General features: G+C 68.9%; 14 protein-coding genes and 5 pseudogenes. 12 read left to right on the forward strand and 7 right to left on the reverse strand.

Translation table 11 applies throughout. The features are described from left to right. Nucleotides 1-121: 121 nt before the first annotated feature. A complete protein-coding gene (locus IEZ05_RS10275; protein WP_189229696.1) occupies nucleotides 122-712 on the reverse strand; it encodes a TetR/AcrR family transcriptional regulator in 591 nt (196 codons plus the stop codon). Between the two features lie 245 nt (nucleotides 713-957). On the opposite strand from IEZ05_RS10275, the gene IEZ05_RS10280 reads away from it, so the two are divergent. Together IEZ05_RS10280 and IEZ05_RS10285 are read left to right on the forward strand one after the other, a co-directional pair. Then, on the forward strand, nucleotides 958-1,884 hold the full coding sequence (locus IEZ05_RS10280) for an alpha/beta fold hydrolase (protein WP_189229697.1): 927 nt from the start codon (nucleotides 958-960) through the stop codon (nucleotides 1,882-1,884). 280 nt (nucleotides 1,885-2,164) lie between these two features. Further along, nucleotides 2,165-3,142: a phage baseplate protein gene (locus IEZ05_RS10285; RefSeq protein ID WP_189229698.1), complete on the forward strand. Its 978-nt coding sequence runs from the start codon at nucleotides 2,165-2,167 to the stop codon at nucleotides 3,140-3,142. A gap of 334 nt (nucleotides 3,143-3,476) precedes the next feature. Here IEZ05_RS10285 and IEZ05_RS10290 read toward each other — a convergent pair whose 3' ends face one another. Next, entirely contained in the window at nucleotides 3,477-4,616 is a 1,140-nt protein-coding gene (locus IEZ05_RS10290; RefSeq protein WP_189229699.1) for a glutathione-independent formaldehyde dehydrogenase, read from the reverse strand. A gap of 210 nt (nucleotides 4,617-4,826) precedes the next feature. On the opposite strand from IEZ05_RS10290, the gene IEZ05_RS10295 reads away from it, so the two are divergent. From IEZ05_RS10295 to IEZ05_RS10310, 4 genes and pseudogenes are all read left to right on the forward strand, one after another. Further along, nucleotides 4,827-5,018 (forward strand): hypothetical protein, encoded by a 192-nt coding sequence (locus tag IEZ05_RS10295; RefSeq protein WP_189229847.1) that lies wholly within the window; start codon nucleotides 4,827-4,829, stop codon nucleotides 5,016-5,018. 217 nt (nucleotides 5,019-5,235) lie between these two features. Then, a pseudogene (locus tag IEZ05_RS10300) lies at nucleotides 5,236-5,723 on the forward strand (Tn3 family transposase); the annotation flags it as partial. A 455-nt stretch (nucleotides 5,724-6,178) separates the two neighbouring features. Continuing rightward, on the forward strand, nucleotides 6,179-7,015 hold the full coding sequence (locus tag IEZ05_RS10305) for a prephenate dehydratase (protein WP_189229700.1): 837 nt from the start codon (nucleotides 6,179-6,181) through the stop codon (nucleotides 7,013-7,015). 678 nt (nucleotides 7,016-7,693) lie between these two features. Further along, entirely contained in the window at nucleotides 7,694-9,751 is a 2,058-nt protein-coding gene (locus IEZ05_RS10310; protein ID WP_189229701.1) for a pectinesterase family protein, read from the forward strand. A gap of 204 nt (nucleotides 9,752-9,955) precedes the next feature. On the opposite strand, the gene IEZ05_RS10315 is transcribed toward IEZ05_RS10310, so the two are convergent. Continuing rightward, complete coding sequence (locus tag IEZ05_RS10315) at nucleotides 9,956-10,600, reverse strand: LysE family translocator (RefSeq protein ID WP_189229702.1); 645 nt, start codon at nucleotides 10,598-10,600, stop codon at nucleotides 9,956-9,958. 717 nt (nucleotides 10,601-11,317) lie between these two features. On the opposite strand from IEZ05_RS10315, the gene IEZ05_RS10325 reads away from it, so the two are divergent. After that, entirely contained in the window at nucleotides 11,318-11,935 is a 618-nt protein-coding gene (locus IEZ05_RS10325; RefSeq protein WP_189229703.1) for a hypothetical protein, read from the forward strand. A gap of 38 nt (nucleotides 11,936-11,973) precedes the next feature. Here IEZ05_RS10325 and IEZ05_RS36270 read toward each other — a convergent pair. After that, nucleotides 11,974-12,214: pseudogene (locus IEZ05_RS36270) on the reverse strand (MFS transporter); the annotation flags it as partial. Nucleotides 12,215-12,315: 101 nt separating this feature from the next. On the opposite strand from IEZ05_RS36270, the gene IEZ05_RS10330 reads away from it, so the two are divergent. After that, a complete protein-coding gene (locus tag IEZ05_RS10330; RefSeq protein WP_189229704.1) occupies nucleotides 12,316-12,681 on the forward strand; it encodes a hypothetical protein in 366 nt (121 codons plus the stop codon). 505 nt (nucleotides 12,682-13,186) lie between these two features. Here IEZ05_RS10330 and IEZ05_RS10335 read toward each other — a convergent pair. After that, a complete protein-coding gene (locus IEZ05_RS10335) occupies nucleotides 13,187-13,747 on the reverse strand; it encodes a TetR/AcrR family transcriptional regulator (protein ID WP_189229848.1) in 561 nt (186 codons plus the stop codon). Nucleotides 13,748-13,860: 113 nt separating this feature from the next. On the opposite strand from IEZ05_RS10335, the gene IEZ05_RS10340 reads away from it, so the two are divergent. The 3 genes and pseudogenes from IEZ05_RS10340 to IEZ05_RS36760 form a co-directional block, all read left to right on the forward strand. Beyond that, complete coding sequence (locus IEZ05_RS10340) at nucleotides 13,861-14,553, forward strand: SDR family oxidoreductase (RefSeq protein WP_189229705.1); 693 nt, start codon at nucleotides 13,861-13,863, stop codon at nucleotides 14,551-14,553. Nucleotides 14,554-14,580: 27 nt separating this feature from the next. After that, nucleotides 14,581-14,787, forward strand: a pseudogene (locus tag IEZ05_RS36755) (aldo/keto reductase); the annotation flags it as partial. Nucleotides 14,788-14,980: 193 nt separating this feature from the next. Then, nucleotides 14,981-15,121 (forward strand): annotated as a pseudogene (locus tag IEZ05_RS36760) (aldo/keto reductase); the annotation flags it as partial. Between the two features lie 93 nt (nucleotides 15,122-15,214). Here the strand turns inward: IEZ05_RS36760 and IEZ05_RS36275 are convergent. Further along, a pseudogene (locus tag IEZ05_RS36275) lies at nucleotides 15,215-15,490 on the reverse strand (IS200/IS605 family accessory protein TnpB-related protein); the annotation flags it as partial. 553 nt (nucleotides 15,491-16,043) lie between these two features. Here IEZ05_RS36275 and IEZ05_RS10350 point away from each other — a divergent pair. Continuing rightward, complete coding sequence (locus IEZ05_RS10350) at nucleotides 16,044-16,916, forward strand: trypsin-like serine protease (protein WP_229869649.1); 873 nt, start codon at nucleotides 16,044-16,046, stop codon at nucleotides 16,914-16,916. Nucleotides 16,917-17,303: 387 nt separating this feature from the next. Here the strand turns inward: IEZ05_RS10350 and IEZ05_RS10355 are convergent, their stop codons facing one another. Next, nucleotides 17,304-18,242 carry a GlxA family transcriptional regulator gene (locus IEZ05_RS10355; protein WP_189229707.1) on the reverse strand — a complete coding sequence of 313 codons (939 nt, stop codon included), beginning with the start codon at nucleotides 18,240-18,242 and terminating at the stop codon, nucleotides 17,304-17,306. Nucleotides 18,243-18,301: the final 59 nt, after the last annotated feature.

The following is an 18,301-nucleotide window of genomic DNA, read 5'->3' on the forward strand; positions in this document are numbered from 1 at the left end:
AGCACCACCAGCCAGGAGTCACTCCTCATCGGCAAGATCACGCCGCCAGGCTGCGGAGGGAAGCCGACACAGGCCTCGTCGCGGCAACACAGGCCCCGCAGGTCCCTTGTTGGAGCGGTGCCTAGTTGCGCGCGCGCAAAGCGTGCGAGAGCGCGTCAACGGTCACGTTCACCACGGCCAGGAGCTGTGCCGGGCTCGCCCCGGCTCTGCTCATGACGGCGAGAGACTGGTTCACGGCCGCCGCGTGTACAGCGAAAGCCTCGGCGTCCTGGTCGGTCATTCGGCCCGCCGTCAGCGCCGCTCGCAGGCGCAGGCGCTGGAGGCCGAGCGCCTGCCTGGCGTGCGCCGCGACGGCCGGACTCAACACGGGGATCGCCATGGCCGACTGGGCAATCAAACATCCATCGGGCACTTCGGGATCGGCGATGCGCTCGAGGGTGACGTCGAAGAACGCGCGGACAGCCGCAAGGGGTTCGGAGGCCGCGCACGACAGGGCGGCGTCGTACTTGTCGCCGTAGCGCGCGGCGTAGCGATCCAGGCAGCGCAGGAAAAGCGTGTCCTTGTCGCCGAGCGAGGAGTAGATCGAGCTGCGGTTGAGGCCGGTTGCCCGGGACAAGTCGTGGACTGAGGTGTCGGCGTAGCCGGCGCGCCAGAACTGGATCATCGCGGCGTCCAGCGCCGTGTCCATGTCGAACTGCTTCTTGCCTGCCACGTGGCACTTCCTTGCCGGTGTGTCGGTGTTCCGGATGCTGCCCGTCATTCTATCTTGAACTGATCGGTTCAAGATGTGCTAGCCTTCCGGCGTGATCACGGCCAGGCGTCCCCGCACACCGATTCAGAGCGGCCCGGCCGTCCTGCCGGTCTCGTCGACGCTGCAGTGACCTCCTCAATCGCGGACATCGCCCGCGCGGGCCCGGCCCTCGGGCGAGCCGCGGACCAGTACACCCACCACCACCGATGGAGGATCCCGTGACCGTGTCCGAAAGTAGCCCCGTCCGCCACCTGCCCCTGCACGACCTGGACGGATTCACCCACCGCTGGGTCGACGCAGACGGCCTTCGCCTTCATGCCGTCGAAGGCGGCCGGTCGGCCGGCCCGGCTGTCGTCCTGCTCGCCGGGTTCCCGCAGACCTGGTGGGCCTGGCGGAAGGTCATGCCCAGCCTCGCCGGCCGGTTCCGTGTCATCGCGATCGACCTGCCGGGCCAGGGTCACTCCGACCGCCCGGAGGGGAGCTACGACACCCACACGGTCGCCGCCCACGTCCACGCCACAGTCCACGCGCTCGGAGTGCCGGCCTACTGGCTGGCCGCTCACGACATCGGGGCCTGGGTGGCATTCTCCCTGGCCCTCAACCACGAGAACCAACTGCGCGGACTCGCCCTGCTCGACGCCGGAATCCCCGGCATCACCCTCCCGGAAACGATTCCCACGGACCCCGCCCGGGCGTGGAAGACCTGGCATTTCGCGTTCCACCTCGTGCCCGACCTGCCCGAGACCCTGCTCGCGGGCCGGGAACGGGAGTACGTCGGCTGGTTCCTGAAGGCGAAGGCCCTCGATCCCGGCCCATTCGACGACGCCGATCTCGACCACTACGCAGCGTCCCTCGCCGCCGACGGCGGTCTCCGGGCCTCCCTCGCCTACTACCGAGACGCCGCTGAGTCGGCGCGCAAGAACCACCAGGCGCTCGACCGGCGGCACCTGACCGTGCCCATCCTCGGAATATCCAGCAGCCACGGCTCCATCCCGGACATGGCCGCCTCCATCAGCCCGTGGGCCGACAACACCACCGGGGTCGTCGTGCCCGGCGCCGGGCACTTCATCCCGGATGAGCAGCCCGAAGCCGTCGCTGCCGCGATAGCCGACTTCATGACCGGCGGCGACTGACGCCGCTCAGGCCTGCCGGGCTGCGCCCCCGCCCGGACGCACCGCCGGCCGCGTCGTCCTGAACAGGCGTCGGCAATCCGTACGTGGAGCTTGTCGTTCGAGGTTGGGGTCTCCCGTGGCCGGGACAGTCGCCGTCCAGCAGTTCGTCGCGGTGGCGGAACTGACGTGACGGCGACCCGTGCAGCATGTCTCAGTGGACTGCGCCGCGGAAGGTACACCTCGGTGCCACCACGGATATGATCACCTGTTCCTGCTCGTCACCCATGGCCTGGAGCCCCCCATGAATCACACCCCTGGCTTCCCCCTCTCCCGCCGCGGCCTCATACGCGCCGGCGCCGGCGCCTCACTTGCCGCGGTGGGCCTCGGCGCGGCTGCGCAGACCGCTTCCGCCGCGGTGGCCACCACCGAGCGATTCGACCTGACGCAGCCCTCGTACGACCTGTTCCGGTCCAAGAACACGCACGGTGCACGGGTCCAGCAGAGCTTCGCTTTCGACTGGGTGAACAAGTTCCTGTTCGTGGCCACCAAGCGCAGCGGAAGCCCTGATTCCGCCGGTGACCTCTGCATCAACAAGATGGACTTCGACGGCAATTACATCTCGTACATGCACCTCAACGGCTTCGGCCACGGCGTCGCCTTCGCCGCGCTGCCGGACGGTTCGGGGACCGAGCTGTGGATCGAGTGTGCCGCGAACACCAAGGGATACGGGACCGCGCTCGCCCCGATCCGCTACACCGCCAATGCCAGCTGGAACTCGCCGGCCGCCTCGGCAGCGTTCCAGCCGATCTCCGGGGCCAACGAATACACCTGCTCCGTCGACCCGGTCTACCGCCGCATGATCGTGCGGTACAACACCAGCGCCGGTAAGCGCATCGCCGTGTATCCCCTCTCCGCGTTCGAGACGCGCGATTTCGGCACGCCGCTGGTCGACTTCAAGCAGCCGACGATCCCGGGCACCCCTCAGGGATACACGCTCTACGGTTCGTACATGTACTACCTGACGGGCGACGCGTACCCCGGCGACGGCTCCCCCTCCGGCGACGGCAATACCTACGTCACCAGCGTCGACATCAACACCGGCTCCGTGAAGCAGGGCCCGGTCCTCAGCAAGGCCGGATCCACCCTCCACCACCGCGAGCCCGAGGGTCTGGCGATCTACCGCACCGACGCCGGCGAGGTCCGCCTCTTCATCGGCTTCGCCACCGGCGAAGAGGGCGACCGACGCTCCAGCATCTTCTACAAGAAGGCGCTGGTCTGAGCCACCTCCGCCCGGCGGCCGACGAGGGGCCGCCGGGCGTGCGGTGGCGTTTGTCGTCGGGCCGCCGACTGTGGGGCTGCTGACGGAGGCCGTGGAGTAGGTGCGAGGCTCTGGCCGGCCTCGGTGCCAGCGCGCGTTCCGGCGAAGGCCATACGAGTCGGTGTCCCGAGTACGTCTGCCGACGGCGGCCGCCGTGCTGGCTCTGCTGACCTGCCTGCCGGGCTGTTCTTGGCGCCCACCGCCGTCGAGGGCTGCGGTGAGCCCGGTGGCTCGAGCCACCGGGCTCACTCGCGCATCGGTTTCGGAAGTCCTGGGCGGGTCCGTCCTGGCGCCCCTACCCGTGCGGGTGAAGGACGACCTTGGTGTAGCCCTCGACGCGCTTGTCGAACCTCTCGTACGCCGACGGCGCCTGGTCGAGGGGCAGCTCGTGGGAGACGACGAAGCTGGGCTGCGCGCGCCCGGCGATGATCAGATCACGCAGGTGCCGGTTGTAGCGCTTGACGTTGCACTGACCGGTGCCCATACGCAGCCCCTTCTCGAACATGCGGCCGATGGAAACCATCAGCATGCCCTGCTTGGCCTGCTCGTCCGGCCCGCCCGGATCGCTCGGGACGTACAGACCCGGCACACCCAGAGCGCCCGTCGGCCGTACCGTCTCGACCAGCGAGTTCAGAACGATCGCCGGTTCCTCGCGACCCTCACCGCCGGCCTGGGCCTGGTAGCCGACCGCGTCGATGCCCTTGTCCGTGCCCTGCCCGTCGGTGTGCTCCTTGATCTGCTCCACCGGGTTGCCCTCGGCGAAGTTGACCGGGACGGCCCCGATCTCCTCGGCCTTCTGCAACCGCTCGGTCACCCGGTCGACCACGAAAACCTTGCTCGCCCCGCGCAGCAGCGCGGAGTAGGCGGCCATCAGCCCGACGGGACCACCGCCGTAGACGGCGACGGTGTCACCAGGGCGTACGTCGGCCAGTTCGTTGCCGTGGTAGCCGGTGGGGAAGATGTCGGCGAGCAGGATGAAGTCGGTCTCCTTTTCGGTGCCCTCGGGGAGCTTCAGGCAGTTGAAGTCCGCGTAGGGCACCTTCACGTACTCGGCCTGGCCTCCCACGTAAGGCCCCATGGCCACGTAGCCGTACGCACCTCCGGCGAAGCCCGGGTTCACCGTCAGGCAGAAGCCCGTGAAGCCGGCCGTACAGTTCTTGCAGAAGCCGCACGCCACGTTGAAGGGCATGACGACCCGGTCGCCGCGGCTGAGCGACGTCACCCCCTCACCGACCTCCTCGATGACGCCGAGGTTCTCGTGGCCGAAGACGATCCCCGGCTCGGCGGCGGTCCGACCTTCGTACATGTGCAGGTCCGAACCGCAGATGGCGGTGGACGTGACGCGTACGATCACGTCGTTCGGGTGCTGAATCCGGGGATCCTCCACCTGCTCGACCGCTACTTCGAACGGTCCCTTGTACACGACGGCCTGCATCGTCGAGCACCTCCACTCAGTGCACTCGCTCGATCACGTTCGGGAACAGTGGCTTCTCGGGAGCGTCTCCTTGCTTTGCTGAGAAACCTTGATCCATGCAGCTAGTTCAGTTCTTTGTGGGTTCCCTCACTGTCCAGACTGGTCCAGGATGCAATGCTTTGCACCTAGGGAAAGCAAATTCCCGCTTATGTGGCACGGAAAGGATCAGGAATCGTGACGCGACGTCTCGGCGTACTGCTCGTCCCGGTCTCCGGGCTGTCCGGCACCAGCTATCCGGTGGGGACGCGGGTGGCCATCCGGGGAACCGGGGCCTCCGTCGACGGCTTCGTGGACGGTGACTGGTTGCCGCTCGCGTGGTGGGAGTTCTCGGATGCCCGGCCGGACGACACGCCTCTTGCCTGAGCACGCTCGGGCGTCATGGTGCGGCACCTGAGCGAAGTGCGGACTGCGCGACAGGGTGGTCCCGACCATGCTCGGCAGACTCTGCGGCCTCCTCGACACCCACCGACGGCGACGTGTCGACCGTGCGCACCGGCGGAGTGGTGGGCGTGCTGGTGGTCGGAGGCGTCTCGGGCGCCGGAGGCAGCTCTTCCTCGGTGCCGTAGCCGGGCTCGGACCCGTACGAGGCGACACCGCGAGCTACTCCGACATCGTCTTCGGCCTGCTCACGCTCGTCGGCTTCCGTACGCCCCGCAGCTCGCCGACCTGCCGGACCAGAAGATGTGGCGCATCGACCGCACGGCCGACTACGGCGCCTTCCAGGACGCGGCCCGCAGCCGGGTCGACCTCGCCAGGATCGCGCGGCACTGGGAGGACATCCTGCGGATCACCGGCGCCGTCCGCGCGTACGACGTGATCCGGATGCTCTCCCGCGACGGGCGCCCGACCCCGCTCGGCGACGCGATCGCGCACTGCGGGCGGATCGCGAAGACCCTGCACATCCTGCACCTGGCCGACGAGCCCGGCTGCCGGCGGCAGATCAAGGTTCAGGCCCACCTCCACGAAGGCCGGCACGCACTCGCCCGGAAGATCTTCCACGGCCGCGCCGGGCAGCCCTGCCAGCGCTACCAGGGCGGCATGGAGGACCAGATTGGCGCGCTCGGACTTGACCGGCGTTGCGAGGAGTCACAGAACGTCGTCCTCGCGGCGGCTCCGAGCGCCGACGGTGGACAGGTCGCCTGGACACACCGGCCTCCGCACAGAGGGCCCCGTTGAGGTCGCCGGACCCGCCACCGGCCTCAAGCGACTGCTCGCGGTCGACAAACCGCGCTGCCCACGTGGGCCCGGCCGGGGCCTGGCAGGCCTCCACCGGCGCCTGGGGCCGGGCGCCGCGCCTGACCGCGCCCCTTGAGGACTGCCCTGGGTCCAGCTACCGGCTCGCCGGCCCCGTCCGCCACGTCCTCGCGACGGCCCTCGACCTTGTGCCGACGCAGAGGTGCGGCGACGGGAGGGAACCCCGTTGGCCACTGGGAAGACAACTTCCCCGATACTTCAGAAGGCGCGGCACGCAACCGAGCGTCCGCCGTCTGATATACAGACCTCCCTCAGAAAGGCCCAACGCGGTGACGACCGTCGCATACCAGGGTGAACCCGGATCCAACTCGGCGACCGTCGCGCGTGCCCTGTATCCGGACGCCGCCGAACTGCCCTGCACCGGCTTCGAGCAGGCCCTGGACGCCGTGACCCTCGGGGACGCCCACCTGGCCGTGATCCCGGTGGACAACTCCGCCGCCGGACGCGTCGCCGACGTCCACCACCTGCTGCCGGAGTCGGGGCTGTTCATCGTCGGTGAGTACTTCCTTCCCATCCGCTTCGACCTGATGGGCGTCCCCGGCACCACGCTGGACCAGGTGGAGTACGTGCGCAGCCACGTGCACGCCCTGGGCCAGTGCCGCAAGCTGCTGCGGGAGGGCGGCTGGCGGACCCTGGTCAGTGACGACACCGCCGGGGCGGCCCGGGAGGTGGCCGAGCTGGGCGACGCGCGGCACGCGGCCCTCGCGCCGCCCGCCGCGGCCGGGCTGCACGGTCTCGACGTCCTGCGTGCAGAGGTCGAGGACGACCCGGACAACACCACACGGTTCGTCGTCCTGTCCCGGAAGCCCGCCCCCGCCCCTGACCCGGGGCAGCCGACGATGACGAGCCTGTTCTTCAGCGTGCGCAACATTCCGAGCGCGTTGTACAAGGCGCTCGGCGGCTTCGCCACCGGCGGGGTGAACCTCACCAAGATCGAGAGCTACCAGATCGGCGCGGGGCTCAACGCCAGCCGCTTCTACGTCGAGGCCGAGGGCCACCCCGACGAGCGCCGCGTCGCCCTCGCCCTGGAGGAACTGCGGTTCTTCTCCTCCGAGGTGCGCGTCCTGGGCGTCTACCCCGCCCATCCGCACCGGCTGAAGGGCTGACCGAGCGGGGAGGCGGTGCGGTCCGGAGAAGGGGGATCTGCGGTGGCCCCTGGTGAGCACCGTCATCGGGGCAGGTCTGGCCGTGAACGGCTTCGCGACCTACCGCCGCATCAGGACGACGCCTCTGCCGGCCCTCACCGGCCAGCCAGCCGCCTGACTGCCCTGGCCCCCGCACGTCCAGCTCGGGGTGGACGTCGTCCTGGACGGGCCGTGGCGCCGCGGTTCGGTGATCACGCCGCAGGGTGGTCAGGCCGAGGGCACGGAAGGACGGAGCCGAGGCGCACGACCAGCCCACAAGACCAGCGGCCGGCCAGTCCTTCACGGAGGCCGATGGCCGCGGCCTCGGTGTACGTTGTCGCGCCCGGCTTCGTCAGGATGCTGGCGACGCGCACACCAACCCCGCTGTCGCTGGCACCGCAGCCGGCATGCGCACCGAGCTGGAGGTACAACGCAACATCGCGGCGATCGCCGTACCCGTCCCTCCGGGTATCCGGACCGACCCGCGTAAGGAGGCCTGCTGGACGAACGCACCTCGCTGCCCCAGGCGCGATGACTGCGCTCTGCCCCACCCGACGCACTCCACTCCGCCCGCGCCGGGAGCCGAGGGCGGCAACCTCTCGCCGCCCGGGTGCGACCAGGAGGTGTCATGTACGCACCCGCATTGATCGGAAGCAGCTCATGAGCCACCCCCGCAGCAAGGCACCTCACCATCGCGCCAGAAGTGCTCTGGCGTCGAGCCTCCCCCTGGCGTTGACCGCCGCCGTGGCCTTCGCTCACGGTACGGGCGCCGGCGCCGGCCGCGCGGAGGCCGTGGGCAGTGCCACGGCCGCTCCCGCCTGGGCCACCGCGACTGCCGACGGTTTCGCCTCCGTCAACACCCTCGGACAGAACGGCACGTACGGCGGCCGAAACGGCGCGACGGTCACCGTGCGCACCCAGGCGGAGCTGGAGAAGTACGCCAGCGCCGCCGAGCCGTATGTCATCGTCGTCGCCGCGGCCATCAACATGTCCCCGGTCGGCAAGGAGATCAAGGTCGCCTCGGACAAGACGATCGTCGGATCCGGGACGGCCGGGCAGATCGTCGGCGGCGGCTTCTTCCTCGGCACCGGTGTCCACAACGTGATCATCCGGAACCTCACCATCCGGGACACGTACCAGGGCACCTGGAACGACAAGGACCACGACTACGACGCGATCCAGATGGACGGCGCCCACCACGTCTGGATCGACCACAACGACTTCCGGAACATGGCCGACGGCCTGATCGACGTCCGCAAGGACTCCACGAACGTCACCGTCTCCTGGAACGAACTGAGCAACAACAACAAGGCGTTCGGTATCGGCTGGACCGAGAACGTCACCACCGACATCACGATCCACCACAACTGGATCCGCGAAACCGAACAGCGCAACCCGTCCGCCGACAACTGCGCCCACGCGCACCTCTACAACAACTACCTGGAGGACACGACCGGCACGGACATCTCGTCGTCGTACGGGAACTACGCGCGCGGCGGCACGGCTATGGTCCTGGAGAACAGCTACTTCCAGGGTTTCAAGAACCCGGTCATCAAGGACAGCACGGCCTCGCTCGTGCAGAAGGGCAACGTCTTCGCCGGCACCTCGGGGCGCAACGAATCCGGCGGTACGGCCTTCGATCCGAAGGCGTTCTACTCCTACTCCCTGGACGCCGCTGCGAACGTCCCGTCGGTCGTCAAATCGGGCGCGGGCCCCAGCTCCTCGATCGGCACCATGGCCGCGGCGAACGGCGCTGCGACGACGACTCTGACGGTCGCCAAGGACGGCACCGGCCAGTACACGACAATTCAGGCCGCCGTGAACGCCGTCCCCGCGAACAACCCCGCCCGTGTCGTCATCGCCGTCAAGCCGGGCACGTACCGTGAGACGGTCAAGATCCCGTCCAACAAGCCCCACGTCACGATTCAGGGCACCGGTGGCAGCCGCAGGGACACGGTGATCGTCTACAACAATGCGGCCGGCACGCAGAAGCCCGACGGCTCGGGCACCTACGGCACCAGCGGCAGCGCCACGGTCGCCGTCGAGGCCGACGACTTCCAGGCCCGCAACCTCTCCATCGCCAACGACTTCGACGAGGGCGCCAACCAGTCCCTCTCCGGCCATCAGGCCGTCGCGCTGCGCACCGCCGCCGACAAGGTCCTCCTCGACAGCGTCATCGTCACCGGCGACCAGGACACCCTGCTCCTCGACACGGCCGCGAAGGACAAGCTCGGCCGCGTCTACGTCTCCAACTCCTACGTCGTCGGCAACGTCGACTTCATCTTCGGCCGCGCCACAGCCGTGATCGACCGCTCCGTCATCACCCTGCGCAAGCGCTGGGACGGCTCCTCCGCCGGTTACATCACCGCTCCCAGCACGCCCGCCGGTCGTAAGGGCCTTCTCATCGCCAACTCCACGGTCAACGGCGATGTGTCCAGCAGCTCCTTCTACCTGGGGCGTCCCTGGCACGCCGGCGGCGACACGACCCTGGACCCGCAGACGACGGTCCGCAACACCAACCTCAGCGCGGCGATCAAGTCCACGCCGTGGACCGACATGAGTGGCTTCCCATGGAAGGACGACCGGTTCGCCGAGTACAGGAACACGGGCGCGGGAGCGGGCTCCGCGAGCACGAACCGCCCCTTCCTGACCGACGCCCAGGCAGCCGACCAGGAGGTCGCCGACTGGCTGGGGGAGTGGACACCTACGGCTTCCTGACCCGACAGGCCGGGCTGCGACCGGGCTTCGGGACGTCCTCGGATCCGGGCGCGCGGGGAAGCCGGTCGGCTGAGGCCGAGCAGGCCCCCTGCGCGCCCCCCGAGCCCGCCCGCGTCACGAGCAGGGTGCATCGGATGCGGGCGGCGCTGGAACGCACGGGAGCACGGGCTGCCGTCCCCGGGCTCACAGAAGCCCGTACATGGCTCAGGCTGAGACAGGAGTACGGGACAGGGCTGTGCGCAGCGCGAAGACGCCCAGCAAGCCGCCTGCCGCGAACCGCTGAGCGGTCATCACACGGGGGCGGGTAGCGAGAAACCCTGACATCCGTGCTGCGCCCAGCATGACCAGAGCATTCACGGAGATTCCCACGAAGATCTGCACACTGCCGAGCTGCAGCAGTTGTGCCCAGGCCGGACCCGCCTGCGGTTCCATGAACTGGGGCAGAAGAGCGGTGTACAGGAGAGCGATCTTGGGGTTGAGCAGGTTGGTCAAAAGCCCCATGGAGAAGAGGCGGGCATCGGAGACGGGAGGCAGGTCCTGGGCCGGAGCGAAGGGGGAGCGGCCGCCGGGCTTGAGCATGCCCCAGGCCAGGTAGGCCAGGTAGGCGGCCCCGGCGAGCTTGACCATCGTGTACGCGAGCGGCACGGCGGCGAACAACGCGGACAGGCCGGCGGCCGCAGCCAGCAGATAGCACAGGAATCCCACGGCGGTCCCGCTCAGGCCGACGAGGCCCGCCCTGCGGCCTTGGGTAATCGCGCGTGAGGCAAGGTGGATCATGTTCGGTCCCGGGGTCAGGGCCATGCCCAGTTCGACCAGGGCCACTCCCCCCGCTGCGGCCAGGCTGATCACTGTGAACTCCCGATTGTTTGCCGGGCACCCGGTACCCGGCGTGGGCGGCAGCCCGGCGACGGACGGCTGCGACGCATCGGCAGTGCCTGCGTCGCCGGCCTCAGGATACGGCCCTGCCGTTCGGTTTCTCCGTGGACCCTCGCTCCAGCCGTTTGACGGGCATCAACGACTGCCCCGTGAACGCGTCGGCGATTTCCGAGGATGGGCTGGGCTGGTCCCGGTTACTCAGCCAGGGCGGCGGGGCAGAGGTCGGATGCAGATCACGCTGCAGGCCAGTTCGAGTAGGCCCTGGTGGAGGTCGGCGCGTCGTTCGCAGTGCATGCGGAACCGCTTGAACTGGCCTGCAGCCAGGCGAAGGTGGACTCGACCGCCCGGCGCACCTCGCCCAGTCCGCAGCCGTGGACTGTGTTGCGTCGCCTTGTGCATCCTCGTGCATGGCCTGATCCCCGAGGCGAACACGGGTGCAACCGTCCACGCGCCGCTGCCGGGCGGCGCAGCAGCCGCGTACGGACGGAGGGTCGGGACGTGAGCCTGGGAGCCAACTGAGGCGCCTGTGCGTCACTAGCAGCAGTGAAGTGGGGAGGGGCCATGCGCCGCGTTCGTAGTGGGCAGCGGGTGACGCTGCGGTTGAGCCGTCAGAGGCCAGGCAGAGTGAGGCAGCGGGAACGAGACCCAGGGGGCGTGGAGGGAAAGCCTCGCCAATGGCGGGACCTTACGGTGATCGCGAGCCTTTTGGCCGTCCTCCTCACCGTTCCGGGAACTGTGTGGGCTGTCCTTGTTGCCCAGAACCAACTGGATCAGGCGCATGAGGCGGCGTCGAAAGAGGAGCGTGCTCAGGCCTCCCGGGTGTCCGCCTGGGCGAGCCAGGACTCGCGCGGCAAGTGGTTGTTCCACGTCATGAACCGGAGTCCCGATCCCATCGCACGGGTTTTCGTGTCGTTCGCGCCATGGCTCCCTGACGAGGAGAACGCACCCGTATGGGCTGTCATGGTAATGAGTGTCCCGCCCTGTACTGACATGACGATCAACCAGCATCAGCTGAAGTACAACCTCGACGATCCGCTGCGCCGTTTGAACAACGAGGCGTACAGCTTTCCCGACCTGTCATCGCCCCCGGAGGGGAAGGGCTGGCGCTCGGTGGACCGGGAGAACGTGTACTGGGAGTTGGGTGATGTCGCGTTCACCGATCGCAACGGTGTCGATTGGGTGAGGGAGGGCGGCGGACGTCTGAAGCGTCCACACGAGAAGCTTTCGACCGTCGGCCATGGAGTCCCTGGTCGGGTCTTCGGGAAGTTGACCTACCGCGAGGTCAAAGAGTGCGACGACAGTGCATAGGACTCGACAGCGGCCCTGTGAACCTCCCCGTCCAGTGGTGCACCGTAGGCGACGCCCCGGAAGACCAGCAGCGCCACCGCGCCGGTGTCCGACTGTCCCAGGACGGGGCAGGAGCAGGGTCGTGGCGGCGATCAGGGCCGCCACCGCGGCGAAGGTGGACAGGGGATAGCGACCCACCCTGGATCCGCCGAGGAAGTTGCCGACGATGCCGACCGCACCGTAGATGAGTAGGCAGATCGTGATGAGACCGGAGCTGACGTGGGTCACCTGCTCAAGGAAGACGGCCCACACGGCTCGCCCCTCACCGCGGTGGCGGGTGCCGCGAACGAGTCGCTGAATACGCACCGCTACCTGCTCACCGTCGAGGCTAGGGTGCGGACATGGCTGTCATGGATGTCCGCAACGGTTCCAAAGGATGGCTCGTCATGTGGCTGGAGCCACTTGGCGAGGATCGATGGCTCAGGCCGGACGAGACGTTCCGGGTCCGATCCGACTACGACGGCGATGAGCTGGCCTTCTCCATGACTTTCTGGGTGGACGAAGACGACCGGCGAGCGGGGGTCGAGAACGTCGCCGTCTGGATCGAGAACGGTGACTGCTACGCGGAAGTCACCGACAGGGCGGGCAACCTCATCGAGTGCGGGCACCAGAGGCCCGAAGAGGTCAACAGGCGATGGCAGGCCGCGTTCGAAGAGGCGCACAGGCGTGCAGCGGAGCGCAAGGACGGAGGGGAGGCAGTCGGATGATGGCGGCACCGCGCCGCACCTCGACCGCGTCGTCTCCGTCCGGGGGACAGTGTCGGCGGGGCTGGTACAGGCGACACTGATGTAGTGGCCGCACGGGTCTCGCCGAGACCGTTGCAGGGACTGATGAGGACCAGGTCGGCCTCTGCGGTGCCGAGGCGTTCCAACGCCGTGATCCCGCCGAAGGGCACCTAGCCTCGAAGTTTCGTGACGGCCGCCGACGGAGTCGGTGGCCCGTTTCCGCGCCATGGGCTGAGTCTGTGCAGGCCGGGGGCCCGAGTGTCGTCGACGAGATCGTGCGCGACATCCGGGAACAGATCGCAGTCCTGCTGACACGTTGACGTCGGCTCCGTAACCGACACTTCACGGGGACGCGGCCCGGGACCGACGGGCGCCTGGTGAAGTCGGTGCGCCAGGCGCCGGCGGCCTTCTACCGCCACCTCCGTCTGGCTGCGGACGCCTCGTCGCTCGCGATTGCGGTCGACGTCCACCCACACCGCGCCCTTGATCAGCCTGCTTCCGTCAAGGCTGCGTGCGCGGCGGCGAGGATCTCTTCGGAGAGTGGGGAGCCGTTGGTGGCCCGGGACAGGACCAGCGCACCGAACAGGGTGCACAGGCGGACGATGCCGTCCTGGTCGTCGGTGGCGAGGAAGCCGGCGAAGTCGGCCACCCCTTCGGTGTAGACGCGACGGGCCTCGCGCCCTGCGCCCTCGCGCGCGATGTCGGTGGCGAGCGCGGCGACCGGGCAACCGTCCGCCGGGGCGTCGCGGTGCTCGACGGAGAGGTAGGTGTCGATCAGCGCCTGTTGGGCGGCTTCGCGCTGCCCGTCGTGCCGCTCGAGCCCGGCGCTGTAGCGCTGGGTGAGCTCCGAGAAGGCTTGGGCGGTGGCCTCGTCGACGAGCGCCTCCTTGGAGGCGAACTGCTTGTAGAAGGCGCCGTGGGTCAGACCGGCCGCCTTCATCAGGTCGGCGACGCTGACCTGCATGCCCTGCTCCCGGAACAGCCGGGACGCGGTGTCCACCACCCGCCTGCGATTTTCCTGTGCCTGTGCCTGCGATACGCGGCCCATGACCACCTCCCGATGGATGTCGACTGGCATCTATCGTAGCTCCATGTTTAGATTGATTGCGTAATCTAATTTGTGCGGGTGGCCGTCGGCCCCCGCCAGGATCAGGAGTGAGCATGGAACTGAAGAACGCGGTCGCGGTCGTCACCGGCGCCAACCGGGGGCTCGGGCGACACCTGGCAGCCCAGCTCGTCGAGCGCGGCGCGAAGGTCTATGCGGCGGCCCGACGCCCTGAGGCGGTTGACGTGCCGGGCGTCATCCCGCTGCGGCTGGACGTCACGGACGAGGCGTCGATACAGGAGGCCGCGCGCGTGGCGTCCGACGCGACACTGCTGATCAACAACGCGGGCATCTCCACCGGCGCGACGCTGATGGGAGGCGACGTGGCTGAGGTGCGCCGGGAGATGGAGACCAACTTTTTCGGCCCGCTCGCCGCGACCCGGGCGTTCGCCCCCGTCATCGAGGGCAACGGCGGTGGCGCTGTACTCAACGTCCTGTCCGCCCTGTCCTGGTTCCACCCGGCAGGACTCGGCTCCTACTCCGCGTCCAAGGCCGCCGCTTGGGCGCTGAGCGACGCGACCCGTGAGGAGTTGGCACCTCGCGGGATCACCGTCTCGGCGCTGCACGTCGGCTACATGGACACCGACATGGCCTCCGGCGTGCCCGCCGATCAGAAGGTCGCCGCCGCCGACGTCGCGGCCCAGGCCCTGGACGGCATCGAGACCGGCCTGCCCGAGATCCTCGCCGACGAGACCAGCCGGTACGTCAAGCAGAGCCTGTCCGCGGCACCCCAGCCGACCGCGGGCTGACGCTCACCCCTCGTGCAAGGACATCCCATGCGTTACGCGCCCTTCGGTCACCGGACCGGACTGCGCGTGTCCGAGTACGCGCTCGGCGCCGCGAACATCGGCACCGGCTGGGGCGCGGGCGCCGAGCCGGACGACGCACGCCGGATCTTCGACCGGTTCGCCGAGGCCGGCGGCACCTTCCTGGACCGCGCGGACGGCTACCAGTTCGGCGAGTCGGAGGAACTGACCGGAAAGCTGATCTCCGCCGACCGCGACCACTTCGTCCTGGCCCCGAAGTTCCCCCCCCGGCGCCGCCCCGCAGCCGGACATCTCCAAGACCGGCAACAGCCGCAAGAACATGGTCGCCTCGGTGGAAGCCGGCCTGAAGCGCCTGGGCACCGACTACATCGACCTGTTGTGAGTGCACTTCCCCGACGAGCTCACTCCGATGGAGGAACTCCTGCGCGGGCTCAACGACCTGGTGAGCGCCGGCAAGACCCACCACGCCGCGCTGTCCAACTTCCCCGCCTGGCGCGTCTCGCGCGCGGTAACCTTCGCGGACCTGAAGGACTGGGCCCCGATCGTGGGCATCCAACACGAGTACAGCCTCGTCGAGCGCACCGCTGACCGCGAGCTCCTGCCCATGGCCGACTGCTGGACCTCAGGCTCCGCAACGGCGACTTCAAAGCGTTCCTGCTCGCGCCGCGTCCGGCGACAGGGATCTTGTCCGTGGTCCGGGGATGCGGAGGCGGGTTTCCTCACGCCCACGGGCTCCGTGTCCGGCCTGGGCGGTCCCATGCCCCACACGATCGCTCTGGTCGTGTGAGGGCGGTTCCGTCCGTCGTCGGACGCGGTGCCCGAGAGCGCGTCGTCCGATCGCGACGCCAACGGCGTCGTGGCGGGTGGTCTTGCAGTGCTTGCTGTTGAAGGGCTTCTGCCAGTGCTCGGTGCCCCAACGGGGGGGGGAGCGGCCGCACCGGATCGTCGCGGTGCTGGGCTTCATCGAGGCCTCACTGCCGCACACCGAGCGGGCCGCGTGCCCGCGTCTGGCCTCCGTTGCCCGCTGGGACGCGGTGGAGCTCGTTCGTACGGCCGTCCCGGTGTGGATGCAGGGCTTGAGGAGCTCACGCGGCTACTGGGCGTGCCGCCGCACCGGGGACGCCGGCCCGCCACCCAGGAGGCCTGGGCGGTGGCCCAGGTTTTTCGACACGCGGTCAAGCGCGCTGCGGCCGCGGGCCGGTGGTCGACCTTTCTCTGGCCCACTCACCGCTGAGCCTGCGTGCCACGTCCAGCGCATGCTCACGTTGCTGATCTGGTGGACAGCGCCTTCGACGGCCGGTCGGAGTGGCGTTCACGCCATCTCCTGCGCAGTGTGCGGCCGGACGGGTCCGATCGGCCTGCTGATCCGGGTGCACCCGCAGACTGTCTTGCCGTAGACGAACACAAGCGCTTCAATGCACCCACCGTCCACAGAAGGAACACCCGATTCATACCCAGCGAAGGGTTTCTCCTTGACCGCCATACGCGCCACCGCCGTCACCGCGGCCGCCTGCGCCACCGTGCTCGCCATTGCGTCGCCCTCGTCCGCGATCAATTCCTACAATGCGACCCCCGCCCCCGAGCGCACCGAGGTCGGCGCCCTCGTGGCCACCTGGGACGACGACGGCAACCCGGCCACCCCGGACCGCGTCGACTGGGTCTGTTCGGGCACGATGATCGACGCGGACACATTTCTGACGGCTGCTCACTGCACAACCGATTGGCCGGACAACGTACGATTCCACGTCTCTCTCAGCCAGGACGTCCAGGCCGACCTGGACGCCGCCGCGAAGACGTACCCCGGTGACCCCGCCGCCCAGGCGAGAGCCGTCGCCGTTCAGGGCACGGCCCACAGCCACTCCGACTACCCGGGACCCGCCTCCGACACGCACGACATCTCGGTCGTCGAACTCCCCGCCGCGCAAATGAAGTCACGCTGGTCCTTCACCCCGGCCGCGTTGCCGACTGCCAACCAGCTCGCAGCGCTCGGGTCGAAGAAGCTCAACTCCACCGACTGGGTCGTCGCCGGATACGGCACCCAGGAGGCAGTGAACGGACCGGGCGGCCACACTCACCCGGGCGGCGGTGTCAGGATGAAGGCGCCAGTGAGCTTCAACGCCCTCAACGATGCCTGGGTGCGCCTCGCCATGACGGCGCCGCAGGGCAACGGAGGTGCCTGCTACGGCGATTCGGGCGGACCCAACTTCGCCGTCATCGGTGGTAAGCGCATCCTCGCGGCGACGACCGTCACCGGCGACAGCCCGTGCTACGCCACCAATGTCACATACCGGCTGGACACTCCGGGAGCGCGCGCTTTCCTGTCGCCGTTCGTGCAACTGCCGTAACCATCGAAACGCACAGCGCTGGATGGTGCCGGTGGCGTGCCGCGCTGCCGCCGACCGGCCCGCCTCGGTCCTGTCCCCGCCGACAGGCATGCACAGGCGCCGGTCTCCGCCCCTACATCCCGTGACCGGTCGGGCCCGGGTCATGTGCACCTTGCCCGGCCGGCCCCGCCCCGACAGAGCACCTCACCGCCACCCTGTGGTGGATAGGTCAAGACCTAACTGGCTCTCAAGAGAGCAACTGATCAACCTTCACGCGGATGTGAGTGGGATTGCCCGTTTCGATTCGCCACGTTGGTGTGGATTCTGCGGTCAGTTCGCGGGACATTTGTCAGCCATCGCCCAGTGGATCATTGCTCGGGATCTCTTGGGCAGGGCAGTCACACTGGTTCAGGTGAAGGTGCGTCGGTAGGTCTGCGGGCTGACGCCGGTGGTGCGTTTGAAGCGGTCACGAAACGTTGTGGGCGAGCCGAAGCCGACCTGGCCGCCGATGCGCTCCACGGAGTGCTCCGTGGTTTCCAGCAGGTGCTGTGCCTGGCGGATGCGGGCCCGGTGGAGCCACTGGAGCGGGGTAGTGCCGGTCTGGTCACGGAACCGCCGGATCAGGGTCCGGGTGCTGGTCCCGGACTGCGCGGCGATGTCGGCCAGGGTGAGATCGCGGGCCAGGTTCTCCCGCAGCCAGGTGAGCAGCGCCTCCAGTTCGGAGCCCTTCGGTGCGGGGGCGTGGTCGTGGACGATGAACTGCGCCTGGCCGCCGTCGCGTTCGAGTGGCATCACCGACAGGCGGGCGGCGTGGGCGGCGACCGCCGATCCGTAGTCCCGGCGGATCATGTGCAGGCACAGGTCCATGCCCGCGGCCGCGCCGGCCGAGGTGAGGAACTGGCCGTTGTCGACGTAGAGGACGTCCGGGTCGACGTCCACGTCCGGGTGGAGGGTGGACAGCAATCCGGCCGCCCGCCAGTGGGTCGTGACGCGCAGCCCGTCGAGGAGCCCGGTGGCGGCCAGGGGGAAGGTGCCCACGCAGATGGAGGCGATCCGGGTGCCGTCGGTGGCGGCCGACCTCAGCGCGTCGCGTACGGCGGTGGAGGGCGGGACCGTGGGATCGGTGATGCCCGGCACGATGATCGTGTCCGCTTCCCGGAGGCCCTCCAGGCCCCAGGGGGCACGCAGGGCGAAGGCGCCGGCGTCGACCTCGTCGCGCTCGGCGCACACCCGGACCTGGTAGCCGGGCCGCCCGTCGGGCAGACGGGTCCGAGAGAAGACCTCGATCGGGGTGGACAGGTCGAACGGGATCACCTGGTCCAGCGCGAGCACGGCGACTGTGTGCATGGCCAGAACCTACCCCATCACCGCACGACGGATACGGACCGATATCCGGAAAAGCCCAT

Origin of the sequence: Streptomyces flaveolus (genome assembly GCF_014648815.1) — a bacterium.
Taxonomy (GTDB): domain Bacteria; phylum Actinomycetota; class Actinomycetes; order Streptomycetales; family Streptomycetaceae; genus Streptomyces; species Streptomyces flaveolus.

Excerpts from the sequence above, each read along its gene's own strand:
- IEZ05_RS10290 (WP_189229699.1), bottom strand. The coding sequence starts at position 4,616 with ATGCAGGCCGTCGTGTACAAGGGACCGTTCGAAGTAGCGGTCGAGCAG.
- IEZ05_RS10355 (WP_189229707.1), bottom strand. The coding sequence starts at position 18,242 with ATGCACACAGTCGCCGTGCTCGCGCTGGACCAGGTGATCCCGTTCGAC.
- IEZ05_RS10280 (WP_189229697.1), top strand. The coding sequence starts at position 958 with ATGGAGGATCCCGTGACCGTGTCCGAAAGTAGCCCCGTCCGCCACCTG.
- IEZ05_RS10330 (WP_189229704.1), top strand. The coding sequence starts at position 12,316 with ATGGCTGTCATGGATGTCCGCAACGGTTCCAAAGGATGGCTCGTCATG.
- IEZ05_RS10340 (WP_189229705.1), top strand. The coding sequence starts at position 13,861 with ATGGAACTGAAGAACGCGGTCGCGGTCGTCACCGGCGCCAACCGGGGG.
- IEZ05_RS10310 (WP_189229701.1), top strand. The coding sequence starts at position 7,694 with ATGAGCCACCCCCGCAGCAAGGCACCTCACCATCGCGCCAGAAGTGCT.
- IEZ05_RS10285 (WP_189229698.1), top strand. The coding sequence starts at position 2,165 with ATGAATCACACCCCTGGCTTCCCCCTCTCCCGCCGCGGCCTCATACGC.
- IEZ05_RS10335 (WP_189229848.1), bottom strand. The coding sequence starts at position 13,747 with ATGGGCCGCGTATCGCAGGCACAGGCACAGGAAAATCGCAGGCGGGTG.